This is a genomic window from Actinocatenispora sera, from assembly GCF_018324685.1.
GTDB classification, from domain to species: Bacteria; Actinomycetota; Actinomycetes; order Mycobacteriales; family Micromonosporaceae; genus Actinocatenispora; species Actinocatenispora sera.
The window spans coordinates 1,572,526-1,595,275 of record NZ_AP023354.1 but is presented as its reverse complement, the minus strand read 5'-3'; the positions used below and the strand labels follow the sequence as shown (position 1 = coordinate 1,595,275).

At 73.4% G+C, this 22,750-nt stretch carries 22 protein-coding genes, 1 tRNA gene and 1 pseudogene; 11 read left to right on the top strand and 13 right to left on the bottom strand.

Translation table 11 applies throughout. The features are described from left to right. Positions 1-73: 73 nt before the first annotated feature. Positions 74-847: a dihydrofolate reductase family protein gene (locus tag Asera_RS07600; protein WP_280529711.1), complete on the bottom strand. Its 774-nt coding sequence runs from the start codon at positions 845-847 to the stop codon at positions 74-76. A gap of 65 nt (positions 848-912) precedes the next feature. Here Asera_RS07600 and Asera_RS07595 point away from each other — a divergent pair, with 65 nt between their 5' ends. Together Asera_RS07595 and Asera_RS07590 are read left to right on the top strand one after the other, a co-directional pair. Then, entirely contained in the window at positions 913-1,176 is a 264-nt protein-coding gene (locus tag Asera_RS07595; RefSeq protein WP_030447705.1) for a hypothetical protein, read from the top strand. A 62-nt stretch (positions 1,177-1,238) separates the two neighbouring features. Further along, a complete protein-coding gene (locus Asera_RS07590) occupies positions 1,239-1,586 on the top strand; it encodes a PIN domain-containing protein (protein WP_211255663.1) in 348 nt (115 codons plus the stop codon). A gap of 11 nt (positions 1,587-1,597) precedes the next feature. Here Asera_RS07590 and Asera_RS07585 read toward each other — a convergent pair whose 3' ends face one another. Next, the gene (locus Asera_RS07585) at positions 1,598-3,034 is read right to left on the bottom strand and encodes an MFS transporter (RefSeq protein ID WP_035297514.1); all 1,437 of its coding nucleotides are present in this window, start codon (positions 3,032-3,034) and stop codon (positions 1,598-1,600) included. Between the two features lie 58 nt (positions 3,035-3,092). Between Asera_RS07585 and Asera_RS07580 the strand changes: the two genes are divergently transcribed. Then, positions 3,093-3,926 carry a helix-turn-helix transcriptional regulator gene (locus Asera_RS07580; RefSeq protein ID WP_030447702.1) on the top strand — a complete coding sequence of 278 codons (834 nt, stop codon included), beginning with the start codon at positions 3,093-3,095 and terminating at the stop codon, positions 3,924-3,926. A 43-nt stretch (positions 3,927-3,969) separates the two neighbouring features. On the opposite strand, the gene Asera_RS07575 is transcribed toward Asera_RS07580, so the two are convergent. The 5 genes from Asera_RS07575 to Asera_RS07555 form a co-directional block, all read right to left on the bottom strand. Further along, the gene (locus Asera_RS07575) at positions 3,970-4,749 is read right to left on the bottom strand and encodes an IucA/IucC family C-terminal-domain containing protein (RefSeq protein WP_157034970.1); all 780 of its coding nucleotides are present in this window, start codon (positions 4,747-4,749) and stop codon (positions 3,970-3,972) included. A 242-nt stretch (positions 4,750-4,991) separates the two neighbouring features. Next, a complete protein-coding gene (locus Asera_RS07570) occupies positions 4,992-7,043 on the bottom strand; it encodes an iron ABC transporter permease (protein ID WP_169745875.1) in 2,052 nt (683 codons plus the stop codon). Positions 7,044-7,069: 26 nt separating this feature from the next. Next, positions 7,070-8,071, bottom strand: coding sequence for an ABC transporter substrate-binding protein (locus tag Asera_RS07565; RefSeq protein WP_030447699.1), 1,002 nt, complete (start codon positions 8,069-8,071; stop codon positions 7,070-7,072). A 38-nt stretch (positions 8,072-8,109) separates the two neighbouring features. Then, positions 8,110-8,961, bottom strand: a complete 852-nt coding sequence (locus tag Asera_RS07560) for an ABC transporter ATP-binding protein (RefSeq protein WP_084132104.1) — start codon at positions 8,959-8,961, stop codon at positions 8,110-8,112. Between the two features lie 225 nt (positions 8,962-9,186). After that, complete coding sequence (locus tag Asera_RS07555) at positions 9,187-9,744, bottom strand: TetR/AcrR family transcriptional regulator (RefSeq protein ID WP_030447697.1); 558 nt, start codon at positions 9,742-9,744, stop codon at positions 9,187-9,189. An 81-nt stretch (positions 9,745-9,825) separates the two neighbouring features. On the opposite strand from Asera_RS07555, the gene Asera_RS07550 reads away from it, so the two are divergent. Next, positions 9,826-11,223, top strand: coding sequence for an MDR family MFS transporter (locus Asera_RS07550; protein ID WP_030447696.1), 1,398 nt, complete (start codon positions 9,826-9,828; stop codon positions 11,221-11,223). Between the two features lie 147 nt (positions 11,224-11,370). Here Asera_RS07550 and Asera_RS07545 read toward each other — a convergent pair whose 3' ends face one another. After that, positions 11,371-12,411, bottom strand: a complete 1,041-nt coding sequence (locus tag Asera_RS07545; RefSeq protein ID WP_035297510.1) for an Lrp/AsnC family transcriptional regulator — start codon at positions 12,409-12,411, stop codon at positions 11,371-11,373. Positions 12,412-12,578: 167 nt separating this feature from the next. On the opposite strand from Asera_RS07545, the gene Asera_RS07540 reads away from it, so the two are divergent. From Asera_RS07540 to Asera_RS33875, 3 genes and pseudogenes are all read left to right on the top strand, one after another. Further along, complete coding sequence (locus Asera_RS07540; protein WP_030447694.1) at positions 12,579-13,850, top strand: MFS transporter; 1,272 nt, start codon at positions 12,579-12,581, stop codon at positions 13,848-13,850. Continuing rightward, on the top strand, positions 13,847-15,013 hold the full coding sequence (locus tag Asera_RS07535) for a M20 metallopeptidase family protein (RefSeq protein WP_030447693.1): 1,167 nt from the start codon (positions 13,847-13,849) through the stop codon (positions 15,011-15,013). Before Asera_RS07540 ends, Asera_RS07535 begins: the two co-directional genes overlap by 4 nt. A 149-nt stretch (positions 15,014-15,162) precedes the next feature. Beyond that, positions 15,163-15,612: pseudogene (locus tag Asera_RS33875) on the top strand (GNAT family N-acetyltransferase); the annotation flags it as partial. Positions 15,613-15,757: 145 nt separating this feature from the next. Here the strand turns inward: Asera_RS33875 and Asera_RS07530 are convergent. Further along, on the bottom strand, positions 15,758-16,297 hold the full coding sequence (locus Asera_RS07530; RefSeq protein ID WP_030447691.1) for a DinB family protein: 540 nt from the start codon (positions 16,295-16,297) through the stop codon (positions 15,758-15,760). Between the two features lie 368 nt (positions 16,298-16,665). On the opposite strand from Asera_RS07530, the gene Asera_RS07525 reads away from it, so the two are divergent. Continuing rightward, complete coding sequence (locus Asera_RS07525; protein ID WP_030447690.1) at positions 16,666-17,148, top strand: hypothetical protein; 483 nt, start codon at positions 16,666-16,668, stop codon at positions 17,146-17,148. 182 nt (positions 17,149-17,330) lie between these two features. Beyond that, on the top strand, positions 17,331-17,975 hold the full coding sequence (locus tag Asera_RS07520; protein ID WP_030447689.1) for a GNAT family N-acetyltransferase: 645 nt from the start codon (positions 17,331-17,333) through the stop codon (positions 17,973-17,975). 59 nt (positions 17,976-18,034) lie between these two features. Here the strand turns inward: Asera_RS07520 and Asera_RS07515 are convergent, their stop codons facing one another. The 4 genes from Asera_RS07515 to Asera_RS07500 form a co-directional block, all read right to left on the bottom strand. Then, positions 18,035-18,196, bottom strand: a complete 162-nt coding sequence (locus tag Asera_RS07515) for a hypothetical protein (RefSeq protein ID WP_157034969.1) — start codon at positions 18,194-18,196, stop codon at positions 18,035-18,037. Between the two features lie 93 nt (positions 18,197-18,289). Next, positions 18,290-19,462 carry an ROK family transcriptional regulator gene (locus Asera_RS07510; protein WP_169745874.1) on the bottom strand — a complete coding sequence of 391 codons (1,173 nt, stop codon included), beginning with the start codon at positions 19,460-19,462 and terminating at the stop codon, positions 18,290-18,292. Between the two features lie 206 nt (positions 19,463-19,668). Continuing rightward, a tRNA-Ser gene (locus Asera_RS07505) sits at positions 19,669-19,762 on the bottom strand. Between the two features lie 106 nt (positions 19,763-19,868). Then, positions 19,869-20,657 carry a CPBP family intramembrane glutamic endopeptidase gene (locus Asera_RS07500; protein ID WP_244843777.1) on the bottom strand — a complete coding sequence of 263 codons (789 nt, stop codon included), beginning with the start codon at positions 20,655-20,657 and terminating at the stop codon, positions 19,869-19,871. Between the two features lie 165 nt (positions 20,658-20,822). Here Asera_RS07500 and Asera_RS07495 point away from each other — a divergent pair, with 165 nt between their 5' ends. Then, complete coding sequence (locus Asera_RS07495) at positions 20,823-21,497, top strand: TetR/AcrR family transcriptional regulator (protein ID WP_030447686.1); 675 nt, start codon at positions 20,823-20,825, stop codon at positions 21,495-21,497. Between the two features lie 56 nt (positions 21,498-21,553). Beyond that, a complete protein-coding gene (locus tag Asera_RS07490; protein WP_051802572.1) occupies positions 21,554-22,699 on the top strand; it encodes an FAD-dependent oxidoreductase in 1,146 nt (381 codons plus the stop codon). The last annotated feature ends 51 nt before the right edge of the window (positions 22,700-22,750 follow it).

The following is a 22,750-nucleotide window of genomic DNA, read 5'->3' as shown; positions in this document are numbered from 1 at the left end:
CGGTCACGCGACACGAGCTCGTAGTGGTGCAGCCGGTCGTCGCTGGTGCGGCGGCGCATCCCGGACTTCTCCATCACGGCGGGCGGTCGGCGTCCGGATGCCGGGGTGTCGCGGACCCGCGACCGGCGGACGGTTCGGCGTCCGGATGCTCGGGTGTCGTGGACTCGCGGTCGATGGCCGGGCCGGTGGTGGCGTCCGATGCGACGCCCGGCTCGGCGCCGCTGGTACCGGCGCGGCGCTCGTAGGTGGCGACGACCACGCCGGAGTCGAGCACGTCGGTGTTCACCGGGCGGTAGGTGTCGACCGCGAACGGGCCGGCGAACAGCGGGATGCCGGCACCGATCGTGATCGGCGCCCGCTTGATGATCAGGCGGTCGATCTCGGGCCGCAGCGCGGCGGCGAGCTCGGCGCCGCCGATCAGCCAGATGCCCTTGCCGGGCTGGCGCTTCAGCTCCCGCACGTACGCCACCGGGTCGGTGCCGACGAGATCGACGCCGGGGTCCGGGCTCCCGGTCAGGGTCCGGGAGAACACCACGTGCCGCAGGTGCGGGTACGCATCGGTCAGACCCGCGTCGAGCCCCAGCTGGTAGCTGCGCCGGCCCTCCAGCACGGTGTCGAAGTGCTCGCCCTCGGCGGTGACCGACAGCGTCTGCCGGGCGGGGCCGGGCAGCGTCTCCGGGTAGTTCGCCGCCAGGTAGGCGATGTCGGACCCGGTGACCGGCCAGAATCCGCCCGGGCCGGTCGGGTCGGCGCCGTCCGGGCCGGCGATGAACCCGTCGAGCGTCACGGCGACGTAGTACGTGAGGGTGCGGATATCGACTCCCCGATTCGTGACGTTCGCCAGCACAGAATCTGATGAAAGACCAGCTCTGACGAAAGACCAGCCGGTAGGATAGCTGGTAGGATCATGGCATGAGCGAGGCGACCGGCAAGTACTCGATCACGATGCCACGAGACATCGCGGCCGCGGCCAAGGCCCGCGGCGGCTCGGCCGGATTGTCCGCTTACGTCTCCGCGGCCGTGGCGCGGCAGATCGAACGGGACGACCTGAACGAGCTGATAGTCGCCGCCGAGGCCGAGCACGGCCCGATCACCGACAAGGACACGCGGGATCTCCGAGCGCAGCTGCACGCCGCGCAGCGGGCACAGGGCACCAGCCCGGCCGGCGCGGCGTGAGGCGCTCCGGCGCACGTCCGGCCGGAACGCTGGTCCTCGACAGCCAAGGGCTGGCTCTGGCGGTGCGGCGCGACCGGACCCTGACCGGCTGGCTCACCGTGGCGCGCGAAGATGACCTGCGCGTCGTGACCTCGGCCGCAACGCTGGTGGAGGTCATCCATCCCAAGATCGACCTGGCGAAGCTGAACTGGACCCTGTCTCGCCTCGTTGTCGAACCGATCGACGAGGCCGTCGCACACCACGCTGCCGCACTGCTGAAGGAAGCCGGCTGGCACGGCCACAAGTACGCGATCGACGCCATGCTCTGTGCTACCGCGCTCGCCGCGCCGGGTCCGGTCACGATCCTCACCTCCGATCCGGAGGACATCGGCGCCTTGTGCGGCCGGCGCGCCACCGTGATCAAGATCTGAGCTTCCGGCCGTCAGCGGCTGGTACGGCGGTGCAGCAGTACGGCGATCACGAGGGCGGCGGCGAGGGCGACGAGCGCGGCGACCAGGATGCCGCGGTGGATGCCGCCGAGCATCGCGTCGACCGGGCTCGCCCCGGCCGCGCGTAGCCCGGCGCTGTGCGCCGCGTACAGCGCGGACAGGATCGGGATGCCCGCGGTCAGGCCGACCTGCTGCGCCGTGGTGAGCAGCCCGGTGGCGAGCCCCTGTTCGGTGTTGGACAGCCCGGACGTCGCGGTGATCCCGTAGGAGACGACCGCCGCCATGTGCCCGCCGAACGTGATGGTGCAGAACACCAGGACCAGCCAGACACCGCCGTGCGCACCGATCGCCAGCTGGACCGCGGTCGCGACGCCCTGCACGGTGAGGCCGGCGATCAGGACGGTGCGGCTGCCGTACCGGTCGACCAGGCGGGAGGCGATCAGCCCCACGGACGCGGCGCCGAGCCCGGTCACCCCGAACACCAACCCGGACTCGAACGGCGACAGCTGCCGGATCTGCTGCAGGTACAGGGTGAGCAGGAAGGTCAGCGCGCTGGCCATGGCGAACGTGACGAGCCCGCCCAGGTTGCCGACCGCGACCGTGCGCCGGCGCAGTACCGCGAGCGACACGAGCGGCTCGGCGGACCGCGACTCGACCAGCACGAACGCGCCGAACAGCAGGACCGCGGCAACCAGGGTGACCAGTACGTCGGGGCGGGTCCAGGAGGTCTCGGCGGCGGTGGACACCGCGTAGATCAGCGCGAGCAGCCCGCCGGTCACGGTGATCGCGCCGGGCAGGTCCAGTCGGGGCCGGTCGGTGCGCCGGCTCTCGGTCAGCAGCAGCGGCGCGGCGACCAGTACCGGCAGCGCCATCACCACGTTCAGCGCCATGGTGGACCGCCAGCCGAGCGCCGAGGTCAGCGCGCCGCCCAGCAGCATGCCGAGGGTGAACCCGAGCGACAGCACCATGCCGGAGACGCCGAGCGCCCGGTTGCGCGCCGGCCCCTCGGCGAACGTCGTGGTCAGCAGCGCCATCGCGGTCGGGATGGTGACCGCGGCGCCGAGCCCCTGCACGGCGCGGGCGGCGAGGAACGTCGCCGGGTCGACGGCGAGGGTCGCGGCCAGCGAGGCGACCGCGAACACCGACAGCCCGACGAGGAACATCCGGCGCCGGCCGACCAGGTCGCCGAGCCGCCCGGCGAGCAGCAGGAACCCGCCCGACGGCAGCGCGAACGCGGTCACCCCCCACTGCAGGTTCGCCTCGGCGAGACCGAGGTCACGGCCGAGGCTGGGCAGCGCGACGTTGAGGATGGAGAAGTCGATCGAGATCGCGAACTGGGCCGCGCACAGCAGGATCAGTACCAACCGGGCGCGGGCGGACAGTCGCGGCGCCGCCGTCGCGGCCGGCTGAGTGGTCAGTGTCGATGCCATGGCCAGAATCATTCGACGGATTTCGAACCTGTCACCAGAGCCTGCTTATGCTGGTGCCATGACCACCACCGTCCGGCGTACCGAGCTGAGCGAGTTCCTGCGGGCGCACCGGGCCGCGGTGTCGCCCGCCGACGCCGGGCTGCCCGCCGGCCCGCGCCGCCGTACCCCCGGGCTGCGGCGCGAGGAGGTCGCGGTGCTGGCCGGCGTCGGCGTCTCCTGGTACCAGTGGCTCGAGCAGGGGCGCGACATCACCGTGTCCGGGCAGGTGCTCGACGCGGTCGCCCGGGTGCTGCGGCTCACCGATCCGGAACGCCGCCACCTGTACGTGCTGGCCGGGCTCAACCCGCCGCTGCCGACCGAGCCGGCCGAACAGACCCTCGGTGCGGACATCACCCGGTTGCTCGACGGCTGGCTGCCGAACCCGGCGCACGTGGTCGACCGGTACTGGAACTTCGTCGCTGCCAACGCGAGCGCCCGGGCGCTGTTCGGCTGGGAGCACACGATCGCCGGCAACTGCCTGGTCGACTTCTTCACCGACGCGCTGTACCGGGCCCGGTACCGGCACTGGGAGCGGGTCGCGCCGACGGTCCTCGCGCACTACCGGCACGAGATGACGCTGCACGGCCCGGACGACGGGTACACCGCGGTGCTGGCCGACCTCGCCGAGCGCAGCACCGAGTTCGCCGAGCTGTGGTCCCGGCAGGAGGTCCAGCCGCCGAACCCGACGGTCAAGACGCTGCTGCATCCGCGGGTCGGCGAGCTGGTGGTCGAGGGCCGGATGCTGCACCTACCGGACCGCCCCGACGTCGCCCTGGTCCTGCACACCCCGCGCAACGCCGAGAGCGCCGCCCGCATCGCCGAACTGACCCACTCGGTGCCCCAGCCCGCCTGACCCCGCAGCGCTGGTCACGCGGCCCGTGCCGCCAGACGGTGGGTCAGGGCGTCGAGCGGGTGATGCAGCAGTCGGGGCACAGCCGGTTGCCCAGGCTCGGTACGACGAACGCCAGGCAGCAGGTGCTGCGCCGGACCCGCAGCGAGTCCCCGGTGTCGCACAGCTCGGCCAGGTCGGTCAGCCGCAGCGCGGACAGCAGCGCCTGCGCGTCCGCGGCGGCCCCGTCGAGTACCGGCTCGGCCGCGGCCAGCGCGTAACCGACCGACGCGGCGAGCTGCCCCCACAGCGTGTGCGCGCCGATCCGTACGTGCCGGCGGGTGGCCTCGATCAGCGGCGCCACGTGGCGGTCCCGCAGCGTGTCGGCCAGTAGTGCGAGCAGTGCGTCGGCGGTGTCGACCACGACGGTGCCGGGCAGGCCGGCGACCGGATCGTCGGCCAGCACGGCGACGGCGGGCCGCCGCATGCCGAGCCGGAAGTACGGGGTGTCGTCGAGGAACTGGACCGCCACGTTGTCGGCGGACAGCAGCGGCACCCGGCGCGCGGTGGCCCACCCCAGCACCACCGGCATCGCCAGCCAGTACGTGTACTGCTTGTACGCGAGGGCGGCGGCGGCGTGCGGCTTCGCGCCCCACTGGGTGATCGGTACGGACAGCAGCCGGGGCAGCGCGCTGCCGTCGAGGAGCGCGCCGGCCGGTATCCAGTCGGGGCCGGCCCGCAGGTCGTCCGCGATACCGAACTCCGCGCGACCGTCCCGGACCGTGTCGAGCGCATCGAGTACGGGGGCGAGCGGCGCGAGGCGGGCGCCGGTCAGCGCGAGCGTCACCGCGCCACCCACCGATCGGACACCCGTTCCCCCCGCCGCTCCGCGACCGTTCCTCCCCGTCGCAAACTTAGGCTAGCCTAGCCCATCCGTCGGCCGGCACTGCCCGGATCCCTGTGAGGTACGCCGCGACCGCGCGCTCACCGTCCGTCTTCCGGCGGCCCGCTGACCGCTCCAGCCGCGCCGGCGACCGCGGCGCAGCAAGGATCCTCGATCGAGCGGGCCCGGTCAGCGAGCGGGCCCGGTCAGGAGGTGCGGCGCTGACGGCGGAGGAGCCAGATCAGGTAAGGCGCGCCGGCGAGCGCGGTGACGATGCCGACCGGGATCTCGTTCGGCGCCAGCACGTACCGGCCCAGCGCGTCCGCGGCGACCACCAGCACCGCGCCGAGCAGCGCGGCGACCGGCAGCAGCCGGCGGTGTGCGGTACCCACCAGGCGCCGGGCCAGGTGCGGGGCGATCAGGCCGACGAACCCGACCGTACCGACGACCGCGGCGGTGCCGGCGGCGAGCACGGCGCCGCCGAGCAGTACGGCCAGCCGGGCCCGGCCGGTGGGCAGCCCGAGCGCGCGGGGCAGGTCGTCGCCGAGGCCGAGCAGGTCGAGCACCCGGGCGGCGGCGATCAGCACGGCGAGCGCCAGTACCGGCAGCACGAACCAGGTCAGGTCGCTCGCCGAGCGCGCGTAGGTGGAGCCGGCCAGCCAGGTCAGAGCCGCGGCGAGCTGCAGCTGGGCGCGCAGCGACAGCACCTGGATCAGCGCCGCGGTGGCGGCGGCCAGTCCGATGCCGACCAGTACCACCCGGGTCGGGTCGGCCGCGCCGGTGCGGCGGCGGGTCGCGAGCAGCATCACCAGGCCGAGCGCGAGTACCCCGCCGACCAGCGCGGCGGCCGGGATGCCCCACCGGGGCGCGCTCGGTACCAGGGTGATCAGGGCGACCGCGCCGATCGCGGAGCCGCCGGTGACGCCGAGCAGGCTCGGCTCGGCGAGCGGGTTGCGCACCACCGACTGGATCGCGACGCCGGCACCGGCCAGGCAGGCGCCGGCCAGTGCGGCGGCGAGGATCCGCGGGGCGCGGAACGCGACGATCCCGTTGGACAGCGCATCGGACTGGCCGACCGTCGCGGCGAGCAGCCTGCCGACGGACAGGTGCACGTCGCCGACCGCGAGCCCGGCCAGTACCGCCAGCGCCAGCGCGATGACGCCGCCGGCCACGATCAGCGCGTACCGGCGGCGGCTGCGCGGCGCCGACACGGTCACCGCGGCGCCGGTGTCCGCGTCCCCGGTCGGTACCCGGCGGGCCAGGTAGACGAAGATCGGCCCGCCGACCAGCGCGGTCACCACGCCGGCCGGGATCTCGTACGCGCCGGAGCCGGACGCGGCGAGCAGCGCGCGGGCCACCACGTCGGCGCCGAGCACGAAGACCGCGCCGTACACGCCGGCGATCGGCAGCAGCGCGGCGTGCCGGCGCACCCCGAACATCCGGACGACCACCGGCGCGACGAGCCCGACGAACCCGATCGGCCCGGTCAGCGCCACCGACACGGCGGAGAACACCACCGCGAGCGCGAACGCGGACAGCCGGATCCGGCCCACTCGCAGGCCCAGCGCCTCGGCGGTGTCGTCGCCGAGCGCGAGCAGGTCCAGCGGCCGGGCCAGCAGCGGCGTGGCCGCGGCGGCGAGCAGCACGATCAGGCCGAGCAGCAGCGGCCGGGTCAGCCCGGTCTCCAGCAGCGATCCGTTGCCCCAGAAGAAGAGTCCCTGGGCCCGTTGCGCGTGCAGGATCAGCAGCACGGTCGCCGCCGAGCTGCCGGCCATCGCGACCGCGGTACCGGCGAGCAGCATCCGGCCGGGCGCGACCGGCCCGCCGGCGGTGAGCAGCTGCACCAGCCCGGCCGCCACCAGCCCGCCGGCGAACGCCACCGCCGCCGACGGCAGGATGCCGAGCTGCACGCCGGACAGCGTGCAGATCGAGACGGCGAGGTACCCGCCGGCGTTGACGCCGAGGGTGTCCGGTGCGGCCAGCGGGTTGCGGGTGGCGCCCTGGATCAGCGCCCCGGACAGGCCCAGCGCCAGCCCGGTCACCAGGCCGGCGGTCAGCCGCGGCAACCGCGATCCACGCAGTACGGCCAGGGCATCCGGGTCGCTGTGCCCGGTGGCGAGCGACAGCAGCCGGGGCAGCCCGATGCCGGCGCTGCCCTGTCCGATGTGGACGATCGCGAGCGCCACCAGCAGCACGACACCGATCGCGGCGACGACCGCGATCCGGGACCGGCCGGCCGACGGTACTCCTCGGCGCACCGCCGGCGGGGTCGCGATCGCCGCGGTCACGCCGCGCCGAGCGCGCTCAGCGCCTGGTCGATCAGCATCTCGTTGGACTTCGGGCCGCCCCAGACCCAGGTACCGGGGTCGATGCCGTGCAGCTTGTGCTGCTTGACGAAGCCCAGGTTCTTCCAGGTGGCGTTGGACGCCAGCGCACCGGTGAACGGGTTGTCCGACGGCTGGGCGATGTAGAGCACGGTCGCGTCGGACACCTGGGTCAGCCCCTCGACGCCGGTGGCGGTGAAGCCGGACGGGTCGGAGTCCTTGCCGTGCCAGGCGTTCGTCAGTCCGATCGACTCCAGCACCTGCACCGCCTGGGAGTGCGCGGTGTAGGCGCGGATGCTCGGCTGGCCGTCGACGGAGAACCCCTGCAGCAGCGCGATGTCCGTCGCCTTGCCGGCGAGCTGCTTCTTGGCCGCAGCCACCTTCTGCTGGTACTGCGCGACGACCTGCTTCGCCGTGTCCGCCCTGCCCACCGCGGTACCGAGCTGGATCATGCTGGTGTTCGCGGTCTGCACCAGCTTGTCGTTCGGGCTGTACCCGTCGAACTCGACGACCGGCGCGATGTCCTTGAGCTGCCCCAGGTTCGCGCTGACCCGGCTCTTCTCCACCACGATCAGGTCGGGGTCCAGCGCCTTGATCTTCTCCAGGCTCGGCTGCGCCCTGGTCCCGACGTCGGTGACGCTCTTCGGCAGCCGCTTGCCCGCACCGACCCACTGGTCGTACGTGCCGGCGTCGCCCACGCCGACCGGCGTGACGCCGAGCGTCAGCAGGTCCTCCACGTAGCTCCACTCCAGCGCCACGACCCGCTTCGCCGGCTTGGCCAGCGTCACCGTACCGGTCACGTCGTGCACCGTGATCGAGCCGGCCTTCGACCCGGATCCGTTGGTACCGGCGGCATCCCCGGCGGTACCGCCGCCGCACGCGGCGAGCAGCCCGGCGGCCGCGAGCGCGATGGCGCCGACGAGGGTCCGTCGGGTCGTACGCAGGTGGGAGGTGGTCGGCATGGCACTCCTCGTCGAATCGTCCGGGATGGGTGTCGCGGTCAGTCGGTGTCGAAGGCCGAACCGGCGACCGCCTCGGCCGGCACCGTGGCGTCCGCGGTGCCGCGGTCGAGGCGGGGGAACAGGGCCAGGTGGCCGGACGCGGGGTCGCGCACGACGGCGACGTCGAGTTCGAACGCGCGGCGGATGTGGCCGGCGGTGAACACCTCGTCCGGGGTACCGGCGGCGACCACGCCACCGTCGGCGGCGAGCACCGCGTGGTCGGCGTATCCGGCGGCCTGGCCGAGGTCGTGCAGCACCAGGCCGCAGGCGATGCCGTGGTCACGGGCCAGGCCGCGGACGACCTCCAGCACCTCCAGCTGGTGCCGCAGGTCGAGGTAGGTGGTGGGCTCGTCGAGCAGCAGCACGCCGGCCTGCTGGGCCAGTACGGTGGCCAGCCAGGCGCGCTGGCGCTCACCGCCGGACAGCTCGTCGATGCGCCGGTCGGCCAGCTCGTCGGCGTGCGTGACCGACAGCGCCCAGTCGACGGCGGCTCGGTCGTCGGCGGTGTGCCGGCGCAGCGCGCCGCGATGCGCGTACCGGCCGTGCCGGACCAGGTCCTGCACCGCGACCCCGGCCGGTACCAGCGGGGACTGCGGCAGGAACGCGAGCCGCCGGGCGAGCTCGCGGCGGGACAGCGCGGTCAGGTCGTCGGCGCCGAGCCGGACCGTACCGGCCAGCGCCGGCTGCAGCCCGGCGAGCGTGCGCAGCAGCGTCGACTTGCCGCAGCCGTTCGGGCCGACGAGCACGGTGACGGTGCCGGGGGTCAGGCCCAGGCCGACGTCGGACAGCACGCACCGCTGCGGGTACCCGACCGCAAGGCCGGCGGCGGACAGCGCGGGTGCGGCGACCACTCATCCTCCCGAGCGCACGGACCGACCCGGGCCGGGCCGACAGATAAGGCGAGCCTAACCTAGCCGCCCGGTCCTGTCATGCCCGCGTGGGCCATCCCACCCGGTTCCGGCGCCGTCGCGCGCTCCGGAGCCGACGCCGGGCCTGGCACCCACCCGTCCCGGACGCCGGCGGGCCGCACCCGCACCCCCGGGCAGCCCGTACGGCCGGCGCCCTGCGGGCTGGCGTCAGCGGGTGAACAGCGGGAGCACGAGGTCGTCGACGATCTCGACCAGCGCCGATTCGGGCACCGGGGCGTGGGTGACCACCATCTCGTGCCGGACCAGGTCCATCGGCAGCCGCGCCATCCGCGGCGTGATCCGGGACAGGTCGATCTCGCCGCGGTCCGCGGCGTGCCGCAGGACGGTCATCGTCCAGCTCGGCTCCGCCTCGAAGATCTCGCTCTGCACGTGCGGGAACTCGGCGATCAGCCCGTGCATCAGGTCGTGCCCGAGTTCCCGGTACCGGCCGGCGGCGCGGCGCAGCACGACGAGCAGGTCCTCGCGCAGCGAGCCGGTGTCGGGGATGTCCTCGGCGAGCGGGACGACCCGGCGGCGCATGGCGGCGACCATCAGCTGCGCCCGACTCGGCCAGCGCCGGTAGATCACCGCCTTGCCGGTCCCGGCGCGGGCGGCGACGCCCTCCATGGTCAGGTTCGCGTACCCGACCTCGGCGAACTCGTCCCAGGCGGCGGTGAGGATCGCGTCCTCCAGCACGGCGCCGCGTCGGCGTGATCCGCTCGTCACCCCGGTACCCCCTAGATACGACCGTTCCTTGAATGTATCGTCCGACATTAGAGACGTGCGTTCCTTATGGAGGTGGGCGGCATGACGACGACGGAGGTCGCCGACGACCGGCGGCTGCACCGGCTCGCCTGGGTACTGATCGTCGGCGGCATCGCGCCGCTGCTGGACACCACGATCGTCAACGTCGCCCTCGACCGGATCGGCCGCGAACTGGGCGCGCCGGTCGCCACCGTGCAGTGGATCGTCGCCGGCTACCTGCTCGCGTTCGCCGTCGCCATCCCGCTGTCCGGCTGGCTCGTCGCGCGGTACGGCGCCCGCCGGATGTGGCTCGCCGCCCTCGTAGTGTTCCTGCTCGGTTCGATCGCCGCCGGCCTGTCCTGGAACGTCAGCAGCCTGATCGCGTTCCGGGTGTTCCAGGGGCTCGGCGGCGGGCTGATCCAGCCGCTGCTGACCACGCTGCTGGTCCGCGCCGCCGGCGGCCGGCCGCTCGGCACCCTGATGGCCACCGTCAGCACCCCGGCCGTCGTCGTACCCATCCTCGGCCCGGTGCTCGGCGGCCTGATCGTCACCGGCCTGAACTGGCGCTGGGTCTTCTTCGTCAACGTACCGATCGTGCTGGTCGCGATCGCGCTCGCGGCCCGCGCGCTGCCCCGCGACGACGCCGCACGCCCCGGCACGCACCTGGACCTCGCCGGGCTGGCCCTGCTGTCCCCCGCGCTGGCCGCCCTGATGTACGGGCTGTCCACCGCCGGCACGCAGGGCTTCGGCGCACCGCGCACGCTGGTACCGCTGGTCGCCGGGACCGCACTGCTCGCCGGCTACCTCGCGTACGCGCTGCGCGGCCGGCGGGAACCGGCGATCGACCTGCGGCTGTTCCGGCACCGCACGTTCGCCGGCGCGGCCGGGCTGATGTTCCTCGCCGGCGTCTCCATGTTCGGCGCGATGCTGCTGCTGCCGCTGTACTACCAGCAGATCCGCGGCGCGTCGGCGCTGGTGGCCGGGCTGCTGCTGGCGCCGCAGGGGATCGGTTCGCTGCTGCCGCGGCGGCTCGCCGGCCGGCTCGTCGACCGGATCGGCCCGCGGCCGATCATCCTCGCCGGCGCCGCGCTCACCGTCGCCGGTACGGTCCCGTTCGCGCGGGCCGGCGCGCACCCCAACCCGGTACTGCTGGGCGCCGCCCTGGTGGTCCGCGGCGCCGGGCTGACCTCCGTGACGATCGCGGTGATGGCGACCGCGTTCGACGGGCTCGGGCCCGCCGAGGTGCCGCACGCGAGCAGCGCCATCCGGATCGTGCAGCAGCTCGGCGGCTCCTTCGGTACCGCCGTGCTCGCCGCCGTGCTGGTGCACGCCGCCGCCGGTCACCCCGGTACCGCGGGGCACGCCGCGGCGTTCGGCACCACGTTCTGGTGGACCATCGGCGGCACCGCGCTGGCCCTGCTGCCCGTACTGCTGCTCCCCTCCCGCCGCCGGCCGGGATGACCGGCAGGTTCCGCCGTCCTGCGAGCGGCGCAGCCGGCGCGTCCGGTCCATGGTTGCGGCGCCCATGCTGGCGGCGTGCGAGAACGGTTGCCGCGGGGCCCACCGCACCGCCCTGTTCTGCGCCGCACGGCCGCGCCGGGGAGCCGGTCAGGGTCGGGCGACGGTCGGCGGGCGGCCGGTGGGCGGATGCCAGATGTCCATGTCGACGGCCCGGACCGCGCGGCCAGCCTCGTCGAGTACCCGGCCCATGAGCTTGTGGTGGCGCAGCACGATCGCCCGCTCGGCGATCGACAGCCCCGGGAACCGGGCGGACAGGCTGATCTCCAGCCGCTGCAGGTCGGCCAGCGCCGACAACCACACCGTGACGATCAGGTTCTGGGTACCGGCCACCGCCGCACACAGCCGCACCTCCGGGCGCGACGCGATCGCCGCGGCCGTGGCGGCGAGCTCCCCCGGCGGTACGTTCGCCCACAACGTGGCGGACACCGGCCGGTGCGACGCGTACCGCGCGAGCTCGCACCGGATGGTCAGCACGCCGTCGTCGAGCATCCGGGCCACCCGGCGGCGGGCGGTCGCCGCGGTGATGCCGGCCGCGACGGCCAGCTCCGAGTACGGCACCCGCCCGTCCCGGCCCAGCGCGAGCGCGAGCGGCCGGTCCACGGTACGCAGCTCACCCAGGCCGCTCGCCCGGGTCAGCGCCGCCCGGCGAAGCCGGTCCCGATCCGCGGCGTCGAGCACGCCGACGCGCCAGCTGGAGCCCTCCGCGTACACGTCGGTGACCATGGTGGTGCGGGTGGCGGTGATGCCGGGCAGCCGGGACAACCGGCCGACCAGGTAGTCGGACAGGTCGGCGAGCCCGGTCGTCCACACCGTGAGAAGCAGGTCGCAGCTGCCGGTGGTGTGCTCCACCGTGACGGCGTGCGGGTCGTCCAGGATCTGCGCGGTGATCTCGGGCAGCCGGCCGGGCAGGCAGGACACCGCGACGAGCGCCAGGCTGGTGCGGCGCATCAGCGCGGCCGACCCGTACCCGGTGATCCAGGCTTCACCGGCGGCGGACAGTCGCTGCCAGCGCCGCGCGACGGTCACCGGGTCGGCCCCGAGCACCGCCCCGAGCAGCGCCCAGGGCGCCCGCGGCGCGATCTGCAGCGCATGGATCAGAGCCAGGTCGGCATCGGCGAGATCCTGCATCAGGAGGCGAGGCTAGCGCTCGATCCTGCGTTCTGGCGACCGACTTCGGGTAGCCGGGGCAATGATCGGGCGACCCCCACGAATCGAGGCACCCCCATGAATGGTCGAGATCGAACGCATCGTGCGGTTGTGTGCCGCATGACCGTTCCGGTTGAGGAGGAACGGTCGTGAGCGAGACCGCGACGTTGTCACTCGGGCTCACCGGTCGCCTGCGGCAGGTCGCCGCAGCGTCGGTCGGCAACGCGATCGAGTGGTACGACTGGTACACCTACACGTTCCTGGCCACCACGTTCGGCCCGTTGATCTTCCCCAGCAACAACCCGATCACCTCGGCGCTGAGCACGTTCGCCGTGTTCGCGGTCGGGTTCTTCATGCGGCCGGTCGGCGGGTTGCTGCTCGGTAGCGTGGCCGACCGGTTCGGCCGGCGGACCGCGCTGACCGTGACGATCCTGCTGATGGGGTTCGGCAGCCTGCTGGTCGGCATCGTGCCGAGCTACGCCCAGGTCGGGGTGCTGGCGCCGATCATCCTCGTCCTCGCCCGGCTGATCTCCGGGCTGTCGATCGGCGGCGAGTTCGCGGCGTCCACCACGTTCCTGGTCGAGTCGGCCGGGCCGCGCCGCCGCGGCCTGTTCTCCAGCTTCCAGTACGTGTCGACGACCATCGGCCAGCTGATCGCGTCCGGCCTGTCCGCGCTGCTCGTCGGCGTGCTGTCGGAGCACGCCATGACCGGCTGGGGCTGGCGGATCCCGTTCCTGCTCGGCGCGGTACTCGCGCTGTTCGGGTTGTGGCTGCGCCGCGGCGTGCGGGAGACCAAGCAGGTCGCCGCGACCGACCGGCCGCGCTTCTACGAAGCGATCGTCCGGCACCCGAAGCAGTCGCTGCTGATCGTCGGGATCACCATCGGCGGCACCATCGCGTACTACTCGTGGACCGCGTACCTGCCGACCTACGCGCAGCAGAACGTCGGGTTCGACAAGGGCGAGTCGCTGATCGTGTCCACGATCGCGCTGGCGTTCTTCGCGCTGATCCAGCCGCTCGGCGGGATGCTGTCGGACCGGATCGGCCGCAAGCCGATGCTGCTGGTGTTCTCCGCCGGCTTCGCGATCCTGACCGTGCCGCTGCTGATGCTGCTGACGAACTCGTTCGGGGTGATGCTGGCGATCACGCTGGTCGGCATGATCCTGCTGACCGGGTACACCTCGATCGCGGCGGCGATCAACGCGGAGGTCTTCCCGGCCCGGGTCCGCGCCAGCGGCATCGGCTTCCCGTACTCGCTGGCGGTGGCGCTGTTCGGCGGGACCGCGCCGTACGTGGGCACGCTGTTCAAGTCGCTGGGCAACGCCGGGCTCTTCCCGTACTACATCGCGCTGCTGTGCGCGGTGTCCTTCGTGGTGTACCTGTTCCTGGCCGAGACGGCGAAGAAGCCGCTCGAAGTATGAACCTGACGCGGCTCCGGCACGACCTGCACCGGCATCCCGAGATCGGGCTGCGGCTGCCCCGCACCCAGCGCGTCGTCCTCGACGCGCTGGCCGGGCTGCCGGTGGAGGTCGGGACCGGGCGCGAGCTGTCCTCGGTCGTCGCGGTCCTGCGCGGCGGCGCCCGTACCGGCGGTCCGGTGGTGCTGCTGCGTGCCGACCTGGACGCGCTGCCGGTCACCGAGACCGCCGACGTGCCCTACAAGTCCACTGTGGACGGATCGATGCACGCCTGCGGGCACGACCTGCACACCGCGATGCTGGTCGGTGCGGCGCACCGGCTGGCGGCACGGGCCGACGAGCTCGCCGGCGACGTGCTGTTCTGCTTCCAGCCCGGCGAGGAGGGGCACGGCGGCGCTCGCACGATGCTCGCCGAAGGGCTGCTCACCGCGGCCGGTCGCCGGCCGGTCGCCTGCTACGCGCTGCACGTGTTCGGCGACGTGGTACCGCACGGGGTGGTCGCCACCCGGCCCGGACCGATCATGGCGGCCTCCGACGGGATGCGGGTCACCGTCCGCGGCCGCGGCGGCCACGCCTCCACCCCGCACCGCACCCGGGACCCGATCCCGCCGGCGTGCGAGATGGTCACCGCCACGCAGGCGCTGGTGGCCCGCGGCTTCGACGTGTTCGAGCCGGTCGTCGTCACGGTCGGCACGATCCATGCCGGTACCCGGCGCAACGTGATCCCGGCGACCGCCGAGCTGGAACTGTCGATCCGCTCGTTCTCCGCCGAGTCGCGCCGCACCGTGCTCGACCGGCTGACCCGGCTGTACCAGGGGATCGCCGCCGCGCACGACCTGACCGTCACCGTCGAGCCGGTCCCGGTACACCCGCCGACCGTCAACGACGCCGCCGCGACGCAGCTCGCGCTCGACACCGCGACGGACCTGTTCGGCCCGGACCGGGCGCACACCATGCCGCACCCGCTCGCCGCCTCCGAGGACTTCGCGTACCTGCTCGACGCGGTACCGGGCGCGTTCGTGCTGCTGGGGGCGGCGCCGGCCGGGACGGCACCCGCCGACTCGGCGAGCAACCACGCCGGCGACGTGGTGTTCGCCGACGACGTCCTCGACGACGGCGCCGACCTGCTCACCGAACTCGCCCTGCGTCGACTCGCCGAGGGTTGATTCCGGCGAAGCGAACCGGGACGCGGTGCGGCGCCGGGATCGGGCCCGGCGCGGCGGCATTCATCCGCGCGGCGATCAGGTCCTACCCGGTGTATCGCGGTCGCGAAAATCGCCGGAAACCGGTGCGCCGGGCGCGCTAGCCTGCCGCGGTGACCGACAGACAGCCGCTCGTACCGGACGACTTCCCCATCCCGCAGCCGCCGGCGACCGACCGGTACCGGCTCGAACCGCTCGGGCCGCAACACAACGCGTCCGACCACGCCGCGTGGACCGGCAGCATCGACCACATCCGCGCCACGCCCGGCTTCGAGCAAGGCTCCTGGCCGCCGGCCGACGGCATGACCCTGGAGGCGAACCTCGGCGACCTGCGCCGGCACGCCGACGACTTCGCCCGCCGGGTCGGCTTCACCTACACCGTGCTGTCGGTACCGGACGGCGACGTGATCGGCTGCGTCTACATCTACGGTTCGCGTACCGAACCCGGCACGGTTGACGTCGCCTCCTGGGTCCGGGCCGACCACGCCGACCTCGACGCCGACCTGTACCGCGTGGTCAGCGACTGGCTCACCACCGCCTGGCCGTTCTCCCGCCTCGACTACGCCCCCGCTGACCCCGGCCGTACGGGAGGTACCACCAGCCGTCCCCGAGATCGAGGCCGTCACCGACCGCCAACGGCTCGCCGAACAGTCCCGGACATACCACCATCCGACCGCATCACCGAGCACGTGCGCGAACGGGTCGCTACTACGGGGCGTCCTCGCCGACGAGGCCGTCGATGGACTCTCGGATCAGGTCGGCGTGGCCGGTGTGCCGGGCGTACTCCTCGATCAGGTCGACGAGCACCCGGCGCAGGTTGAGCGTCTCCGGGCCGTCGGACAGGGCGAGCCGGTGGTCCAGGTCGTGCTCGGCGAGTACCCGGTCGACCGCGGCCTCCGAGCGCGCCACCGCCGCGAGCCACAGCGCCCGCAGCTCCGCCGGCGAGTCGTCCGCGGCCGAGGTCCAGGGCCAGTCGCCGTTCGTGGCCATCGGCGCCCAGACCGCCGGGTAGTCCTCGCCCAGCAGCAGGTGGGTGAAGTAGTGGTCCTCCACCAGGGCCAGGTGCTTGACCAGCCCACCGAGGGTGAGGGTGGACGGCCCGAGGGTGCGCCGCATCGCGGCGGCGTCCAGCCCGCCGGTCTTCCAGGCGAACGTCCGCCGGTTCCGGTACATCGCACCGAGCAACGCCTCGATCTCGCCGGGCGTGGCGGTGAACGGGCGCGGGGTCAACTCGCTCGTCTCAGTCATGCCGCCGACGCTAAACCAGATTCCGGACGCAGCACTTCCGGATCTGCGTCTCGTCAGCCCCGCGTACCGGTGAGTTTCGGTGCCCGCGGTCGTCTGCCCTCACGACGGCACGAGCAGGCCATCGGCAAGACCACCGGCGACACGGTGACGATCCAGCTCCTCGAACGCCTGCCCTGACGGTCGCCCCAGCTCCTCGAACGCCTGCCCTGACGGTCGCCGGACCACCGCCGCCCCGCCGCTCGCAGCGGGACACCGCCGGCTCACCCGGTCGCAGCGGGGCACCGCAGGCTCGCTCGAAGCGACGCACCGCCGGCTCGCCGCTCGCAGCGGGGCACCGCAGACTTGCCGGTCGGGTCTACCGTCCCTTCATGCACCTCTTCCTGCGCCTGCTACCGATCCTGATCGTGCTGCTGGCGCTGCTCGCGCTGCTGGTGTTCGCGCTGGTGGCGTACGGGCGCCGGATGGTGCGCAACCAGCGCACAATGCTGGCCGATCTGCGCCGCGACGGGCTCGCGTTCCTGTGCCGCCCGACGCTCGGCCTGCGCAGCTCGGCCGGGTTCGTCCTCGCCGCCGACCGGCACGCCGTCTCGCTGTGGAAGGTCGGGCTGCGCCAACCGGTGCGCCTGCAGAGCTTCCCCAGCCGTGGCGCGCGGGTGGAGCCGGCCACCGTACGCATCAACACGGCACGCCGGGCGGCCGGGCTGTCCGTGGTCTCCGCCGCCGGCGAACGCCTGGACGTCGTCGTCTACCCCGACCCGACGATGTCGTACTCCAGCCCCACCAAGGACGCCCTGCTCGACCGCGTGAGCCAACAGCTCCAGGCACACCTGTCGCAGTTCACCACCGACTGAGCGGCGGCGCGGGCCGCGACGCCGAGACGCTCGACCCCGACAGCGCCCCGCCCGCCGGGCCCCGATGCCGACCCGAAGCTCGACCGGACGTCGTACCGCCGCGGGTTCGGCGCCGCAGCAGCGGCCGGGCGGGTGACCAAAAGCGGATGCCGTGGGGCGGGTGGGACGGTTACCGTCCGGACGTGGCCCACACCTATCCGCCGCTCAACGTCGAGATCCGCACGCCGCGGCTGACGCTGGCGGGCGCCTGCGACGAGTTGCTCGAACGCCTGGTACCGCTGGTACGGGCCGGGATCGCCGACACCGAGCCGCTGCCGTTCGACGATCCGATCTCGTTCTACGCCGACAGTCCCGAACGCGAATGGCAATGGCTGCGCAGCATCTGGCGCGGCCGCGGCCGGGTCAGCCCGGACTCGTGGCGGCTGTACTTCGCCGTGCTCGTGGACGGTGAGCCGGTCGGCATGCAGGACCTCACCAGCACGAACTTCACCCGGTTCGGTACGGTCTCCAGCTTCTCCTGGCTGGCCCCCGGCCGCCGCGGAGAGGGCCTCGGCAAGGAGATGCGGGCGGCGATCCTGCACCTGGCCTTCGCCGGGCTGGGCGCCCACGAGGCCGGCAGCGACGCGTTCGTCGACAACGAGGCATCCAACCGGGTTTCTCGCGCGCTCGGGTACGAACCGAACGGTACCGACTGGGACACCCGCCGCGGTGAGCCGGCACGGATCCAGCAGTGGCGACTCACCCGCGAAGCCTGGGAACCGCGCCGCCGCGACGACATCGAACTGGCCGGCGTCGAGGAGTGCCTACCCGTTCTCGGCATCAGCTGACGGCACCTCACCCCGTTCCGGGAGATGCCCCGTCCGCGCCTCCGCACCGCGCCGGGCCCTCACCGCAGCGACGAGACGATCGCGGCCATCCGGACCGCGGTCGCACCGACCGAGGGCGCCGACATCGCACGGATCGTCGCCTCGGCGATCCGGCGCTCCTGATCGTCGGGCCGCCGCCGCTCGTCCGGCGAGTCGTTGCTGGTCGTTCTCTTGCTGGTCATCGGCTTCCCTACCGTTCGGTCTCCTGGGTGGCGTCCTCGTGACCCACCTCGATCGGTCCCGGGCATTCCTCCCGTACCAGGCTCGTGCCCGCCTCACCGCCACCTCGCCGTCGCCGCCGGCAACTGCGGCAGCGCCTCGTCGAGCAGGTGCGCGAACACCTCGCGCCGGCCGTGTTCGGCCGCACCGAGCAGCACGGCCTGCCGTCCCAGGGCCGACAGCGCCAGCTCCGGCGTTTCCATGCCCTGGCAGGCGGCTTTGAAGCGCTCCCGCAGCGGATCCAGGATCGTGGCCCCGGCCAGCGCCACCGCCCCGCCCAGCACGATCAGCTCGGGGTCGAGCGTGTGCACGATCTCGGCCATCGCCCGCCCCAACAGATCGGCGAGCTGCGCCACCCGCGTCACCGCCGCCGGTTCCCCGGCCGCCGCCGCGGCGAACATGCCGACCAACTCGCCGTCGTGCTCGTACAACCACCGGCTCGCCCGGCCCCAGCCGGAGTCGTCGACGTTGGCCGCCTCCCCGGCCTGGTGGTGCGCACCGCGGTGCAGCCCGCCGCTGTGCACGATGCCGAAACCCACGCGCCGGCCGGCCAGCACCACGACCACGTCCTCGGCGTCGCCAGCCACCCCGAACCGCTGCTCGCCCAGTACGGCCAGGTTGGCGTCGTTGTCCACGCTCACCCGCGCCCCGGGGAACCGGTCACGGACCAGGTTCCGCAGCCGGTCGCCGACCCAGTCGCCGGACCGGATCACCTGGCAGGACTTGATCACGCCGGCGGCGTCCACGATGCCAGGCGTGCCGACCGTCACCGCCCGCACGTCCGGCCGAGCCACCCCGGCCATCTCCAGGGCCCGGTCCGCGATCTCGGTGAGAACCCGCAGCCGCCCCTCGGCCGGCGCATCCGGATCGATGCTCACCGGCTCGGGTGGCGCGCCCACTCCGACGAAGGTGCCGGCTTCGACCTGCGGCCCCGCCAGGTCGTCGAGCCGGGCCCGCACCGTGTGCGCGCCAACGTCCAGCGCCAGCACGTAGCCGAACGTCGGCCGCAGCCGGTACAGGGCTGCCGGGCGGCCGCTGACCAGCGCCACCGGCTCGGACTTGGCCACCACGCCCTGCGCGACCAGCAGGTCCACCGCACGTTCGACCGTCGACCGGGACAGCCCGGTGGACCGCACGAGTTCGGCGTTGCTGTAGGGCCGCCGGTCGTACAGCACCTCGAGCACGCGTTCGGCGTTCCACCGCCCCAGATCGGTGGTGCTCGCGATCATCCGACCCATCACCACACTTACGTTATGACCAATCATAAGTCCCGTCAATACTCACGTACGGGGGCTTCGCCACGACGGGGTACCAGCACGGGACGGGCAGGATCGGACAGGGCTCGAATGAGACTGGAACTGAGACCGGACGCTGCCTGAAGCGCGAAACGCCGCCCGGAGCCGTGCTGGGCTCGGGCGGCGTTTTCGCTGTTCAGTGGCGGAGGCTCGGGGATTTGAACCCCGGATCGGGTTGTAGCCCGAAACCCGCTTAGCAGGCGGGCGCCATAGACCAGACTAGGCGAAGCCTCCCAGGACGGCCGGGTACCGACCGTCGGTGGTCGAGAATACAGGGCGGCGACGGCAGCGGGCAAAGGGCATCCGGCGCGTCGTGGTTCGCCGGCCGTTCGGGCGCTGGTCAGAGCCAGGAAACGCGCCCGTGGAGCAGGGCGTACCCGACGAAGGCGCCGATGTCGAGCAGGCTGTGGGCGACCACGAGCGGGGCGACCCGGCGTACCCGGAGGAAGAACAGCGCGAACAGCACGCCCATGATCGCGTTGCCGACGAAGCCGCCGAACCCCTGGTAGAGGTGGTACGAACCGCGCAGCAGCGCGCTGGTGACCACCACGGCCGGCAGCCGCCAGCCGAGCTCGCGCAGCCGGGTGATCAGGTAGCCGAGCACGACGACCTCTTCGAGCACGGCGTTCTGGATCGCCGACAGGATCAGGACCGGGATCGCCCACCACACCGACGGCAGCGCGGACGGTACGACATTGGCGGCGAGGCCGAGCGCGCGGGCGGCGAAGTACAGGCCGAGGCCGGGGATGCCGATGGCGAGCGCGACGCCGGCGCCTGCGCTCAGGTCGAACACCGGGCGGCGCAGGTCGAGACCGAGGGTTCGGCTGGCGGGCCGGCCGGAGCGGCCGAGCAGGTGCATCGCGAGCAGTGCCGGTACGACCGCGAACGCGATGCCGAGCAGCTGGTACGTGAGGTCCAGCCACGGCCGTCCCGGCGCCTGGGAGGCGTTGAGGGTGGCGCTCTGGTCGGCGAGCGCCTTGCTCGCGGTGAGCTTGCCGATGAGGTTCACCAGCGCGTACACCCCGGACTGGCCGAGCGAGACGGCCAGTACGAGCAGTACCTCGGCGCGCAGCGTGCGCCGGTCGGGCCCGGCGTCGACCGGCTCGTCGGTCACCGGCGATTTCGTCACCGGCCCAGCATGACAGTCTCGCGCCCGCCGAACGACGCCGGTCAGGACGTTCCGCTCAGCGTCGCGAGCCGGGCGACACCGAACAGTTGCGGGCAGATGAGCCGTGGGAACGAACACGTTCGCCACGAACTTGTTCGTAACGAACATGTTCGTTATCGTGGAGGCATGGCGGATGAGGGAACGCGGAGCAGGCGGGAGCGGCCGGCCAAGCCGGCACTGACACGCGGCGGCATCGTGGCGACTGCGGTACGGCTGATGCGGGCCGAGGGGTTGGCCCGGGTGACGATGCGGCGGCTGGCGCAGGAGCTCGACACCGGCCCCGCCTCGCTCTACGTGTACGTGCGCAACACCGCCGAGCTGCACGCCGCGGTGCTGGACGAGCTGCTGGGCGAGCTGGCTCCGGTGCGCGCCGGCCGGTGGGACGAGCGGCTCGTCGGGCTGCTCACCGACTACACCGCGTTGCTGTTCGCGCAGCCGAGTCTGGCCCGCGCGGCGCTGTCCGCCCGGCCGAGCGGGCCGCACTACCTGCGACTGGTGGAGAGGGTGCTCGGGCTGCTCGCCGAGGGTGGCGTGCCGGGGCCGCAGGCCGCGTGGGGCGTGGACGTGCTGCTGCAGTTCGGTACCGCGACGGCCGCCGAGCAGAGCGACCGGGACGCCTCGGCCGAGGCGAACCGGGAGTGGGACGCGTTGACCGGCGCCGTGCAGGGCGCGTCCGCCGACACGTACCCGCAGCTCGCGGCGCTGGGGCAGGCGCTGCTGTCCGGCACGGCGGAGGACCGCCTCGGCTGGGGTTTCCGCGTCCTGATCCACGGCATCGCACACACTGCGCTGCCGGAATGACCGGCCGGCGCACGCATCGACCCGCGGATCGACGCACATCACAGGGAGGAATCGTCATGGCCACAACGGAAACCGGCGGCGGGCAGCGCGAGATCGCGATCGTGGGCGGCGGGCTGGGCGGGTTGACGCTGGCCCGGGTGCTCGCGGTGCACGGCATCGCCGCCACCGTGTACGACCAGGAGCCCGGGCCGGGTGCTCGCTCGCAGGGCGGCATGCTCGACATCCACGAGGAGTCCGGGCAGCGCGCACTGCGGGCCGCCGGCCTGCTCGACGAGTTCCGGCGGATCGTGTTGCCGGGCGGCGACGCGACCATCGTCCGCGACCGGCACGGCACCGTGCGGCACGCCGACGGCGGAGGCAACGGTCGTCCCGAGGTCGACCGCGGGCAGCTGCGCGAGCTGCTGCTCGACTCGCTGCCGCCCGGGTCGATCCGGTGGAACGCCAAGGTGTCCGCGGTGCGAAGCCGGGACGACGGTCGGCACGAGGTGGTGTTCGCCGACGGGTCGACGGTGCTCGCCGACCTGGTCGTGGGCGCGGACGGGGCGTGGTCGAAGGTACGGCCGCGGCTGTCCGCGGCGACGCCGGACTACCTCGGCGTCACGTTCGTCGAGATCGACCTGCACGACGCGGACACGCGTCATCCGGCCGCCGCCGCGATGGCCGGCCGCGGTTCGCTGTTCGCGCTCGGCGACGGCACGGGGCTGCTGGCACACCGGGAGACCGACGGCAGCCTGCACGTCTACGCGGCGCTGCCGGTACCGGCGGGTTGGGCCGACGGCATCGACTTCGCCGACCGTCCGGCCGTGCAGGACGCCGTACTGGCACACTTCACCGACTGGTCCGACGGCCTGCGGGCGCTGGTCGCCGAGGCGGACGGCCCGCTCGTTCCCCGCCCGCTGTACGGGCTGCCCGCCGGTCACCGCTGGTCCCGGGTGTCGGGCGTGACCCTGCTCGGTGACGCCGCGCACCTGATGTCGCCGTTCGCCGGGGAGGGCGCGAACAACGCGATGCTGGACGGCGCCGAGCTGGGCGAGGCGCTCGCCGCGCACCGGGACGACGCCGAGGCGGCGCTGGCCGCGTACGAGGCGGGCATGTTCCCGCGGTCGGCCGAGGCGGCCGACGGCTCCGCCCAGGGCATGGCCCTCTGCCTGGCACCGGACGCCCCCGCCGGCCTGGTGGCGATGTTCGGTGCGGCCGCCTGACCCGCCGCCCGGCCTTGGTCACGATGCGCGGCAAGGCCGCCTGGCCCGCGT

What these genes read in the sequence shown, in the direction of transcription:
- Asera_RS07595 (WP_030447705.1), top strand. Translation starts at nt 913, where the DNA reads ATGAGCGAGGCGACCGGCAAGTACTCGATCACGATGCCACGAGACATC.
- Asera_RS07585 (WP_035297514.1), bottom strand. Translation starts at nt 3,034, where the DNA reads ATGGCATCGACACTGACCACTCAGCCGGCCGCGACGGCGGCGCCGCGA.
- Asera_RS07580 (WP_030447702.1), top strand. Translation starts at nt 3,093, where the DNA reads ATGACCACCACCGTCCGGCGTACCGAGCTGAGCGAGTTCCTGCGGGCG.
- Asera_RS07565 (WP_030447699.1), bottom strand. Translation starts at nt 8,071, where the DNA reads ATGCCGACCACCTCCCACCTGCGTACGACCCGACGGACCCTCGTCGGC.
- Asera_RS07550 (WP_030447696.1), top strand. Translation starts at nt 9,826, where the DNA reads ATGACGACGACGGAGGTCGCCGACGACCGGCGGCTGCACCGGCTCGCC.
- Asera_RS07545 (WP_035297510.1), bottom strand. Translation starts at nt 12,411, where the DNA reads ATGCAGGATCTCGCCGATGCCGACCTGGCTCTGATCCATGCGCTGCAG.
- Asera_RS07535 (WP_030447693.1), top strand. Translation starts at nt 13,847, where the DNA reads ATGAACCTGACGCGGCTCCGGCACGACCTGCACCGGCATCCCGAGATC.
- Asera_RS07530 (WP_030447691.1), bottom strand. Translation starts at nt 16,297, where the DNA reads ATGACTGAGACGAGCGAGTTGACCCCGCGCCCGTTCACCGCCACGCCC.
- Asera_RS07525 (WP_030447690.1), top strand. Translation starts at nt 16,666, where the DNA reads ATGCACCTCTTCCTGCGCCTGCTACCGATCCTGATCGTGCTGCTGGCG.
- Asera_RS07515 (WP_157034969.1), bottom strand. Translation starts at nt 18,196, where the DNA reads ATGACCAGCAAGAGAACGACCAGCAACGACTCGCCGGACGAGCGGCGG.
- Asera_RS07510 (WP_169745874.1), bottom strand. Translation starts at nt 19,462, where the DNA reads ATGATCGCGAGCACCACCGATCTGGGGCGGTGGAACGCCGAACGCGTG.
- Asera_RS07495 (WP_030447686.1), top strand. Translation starts at nt 20,823, where the DNA reads ATGGCGGATGAGGGAACGCGGAGCAGGCGGGAGCGGCCGGCCAAGCCG.
- Asera_RS07490 (WP_051802572.1), top strand. Translation starts at nt 21,554, where the DNA reads ATGGCCACAACGGAAACCGGCGGCGGGCAGCGCGAGATCGCGATCGTG.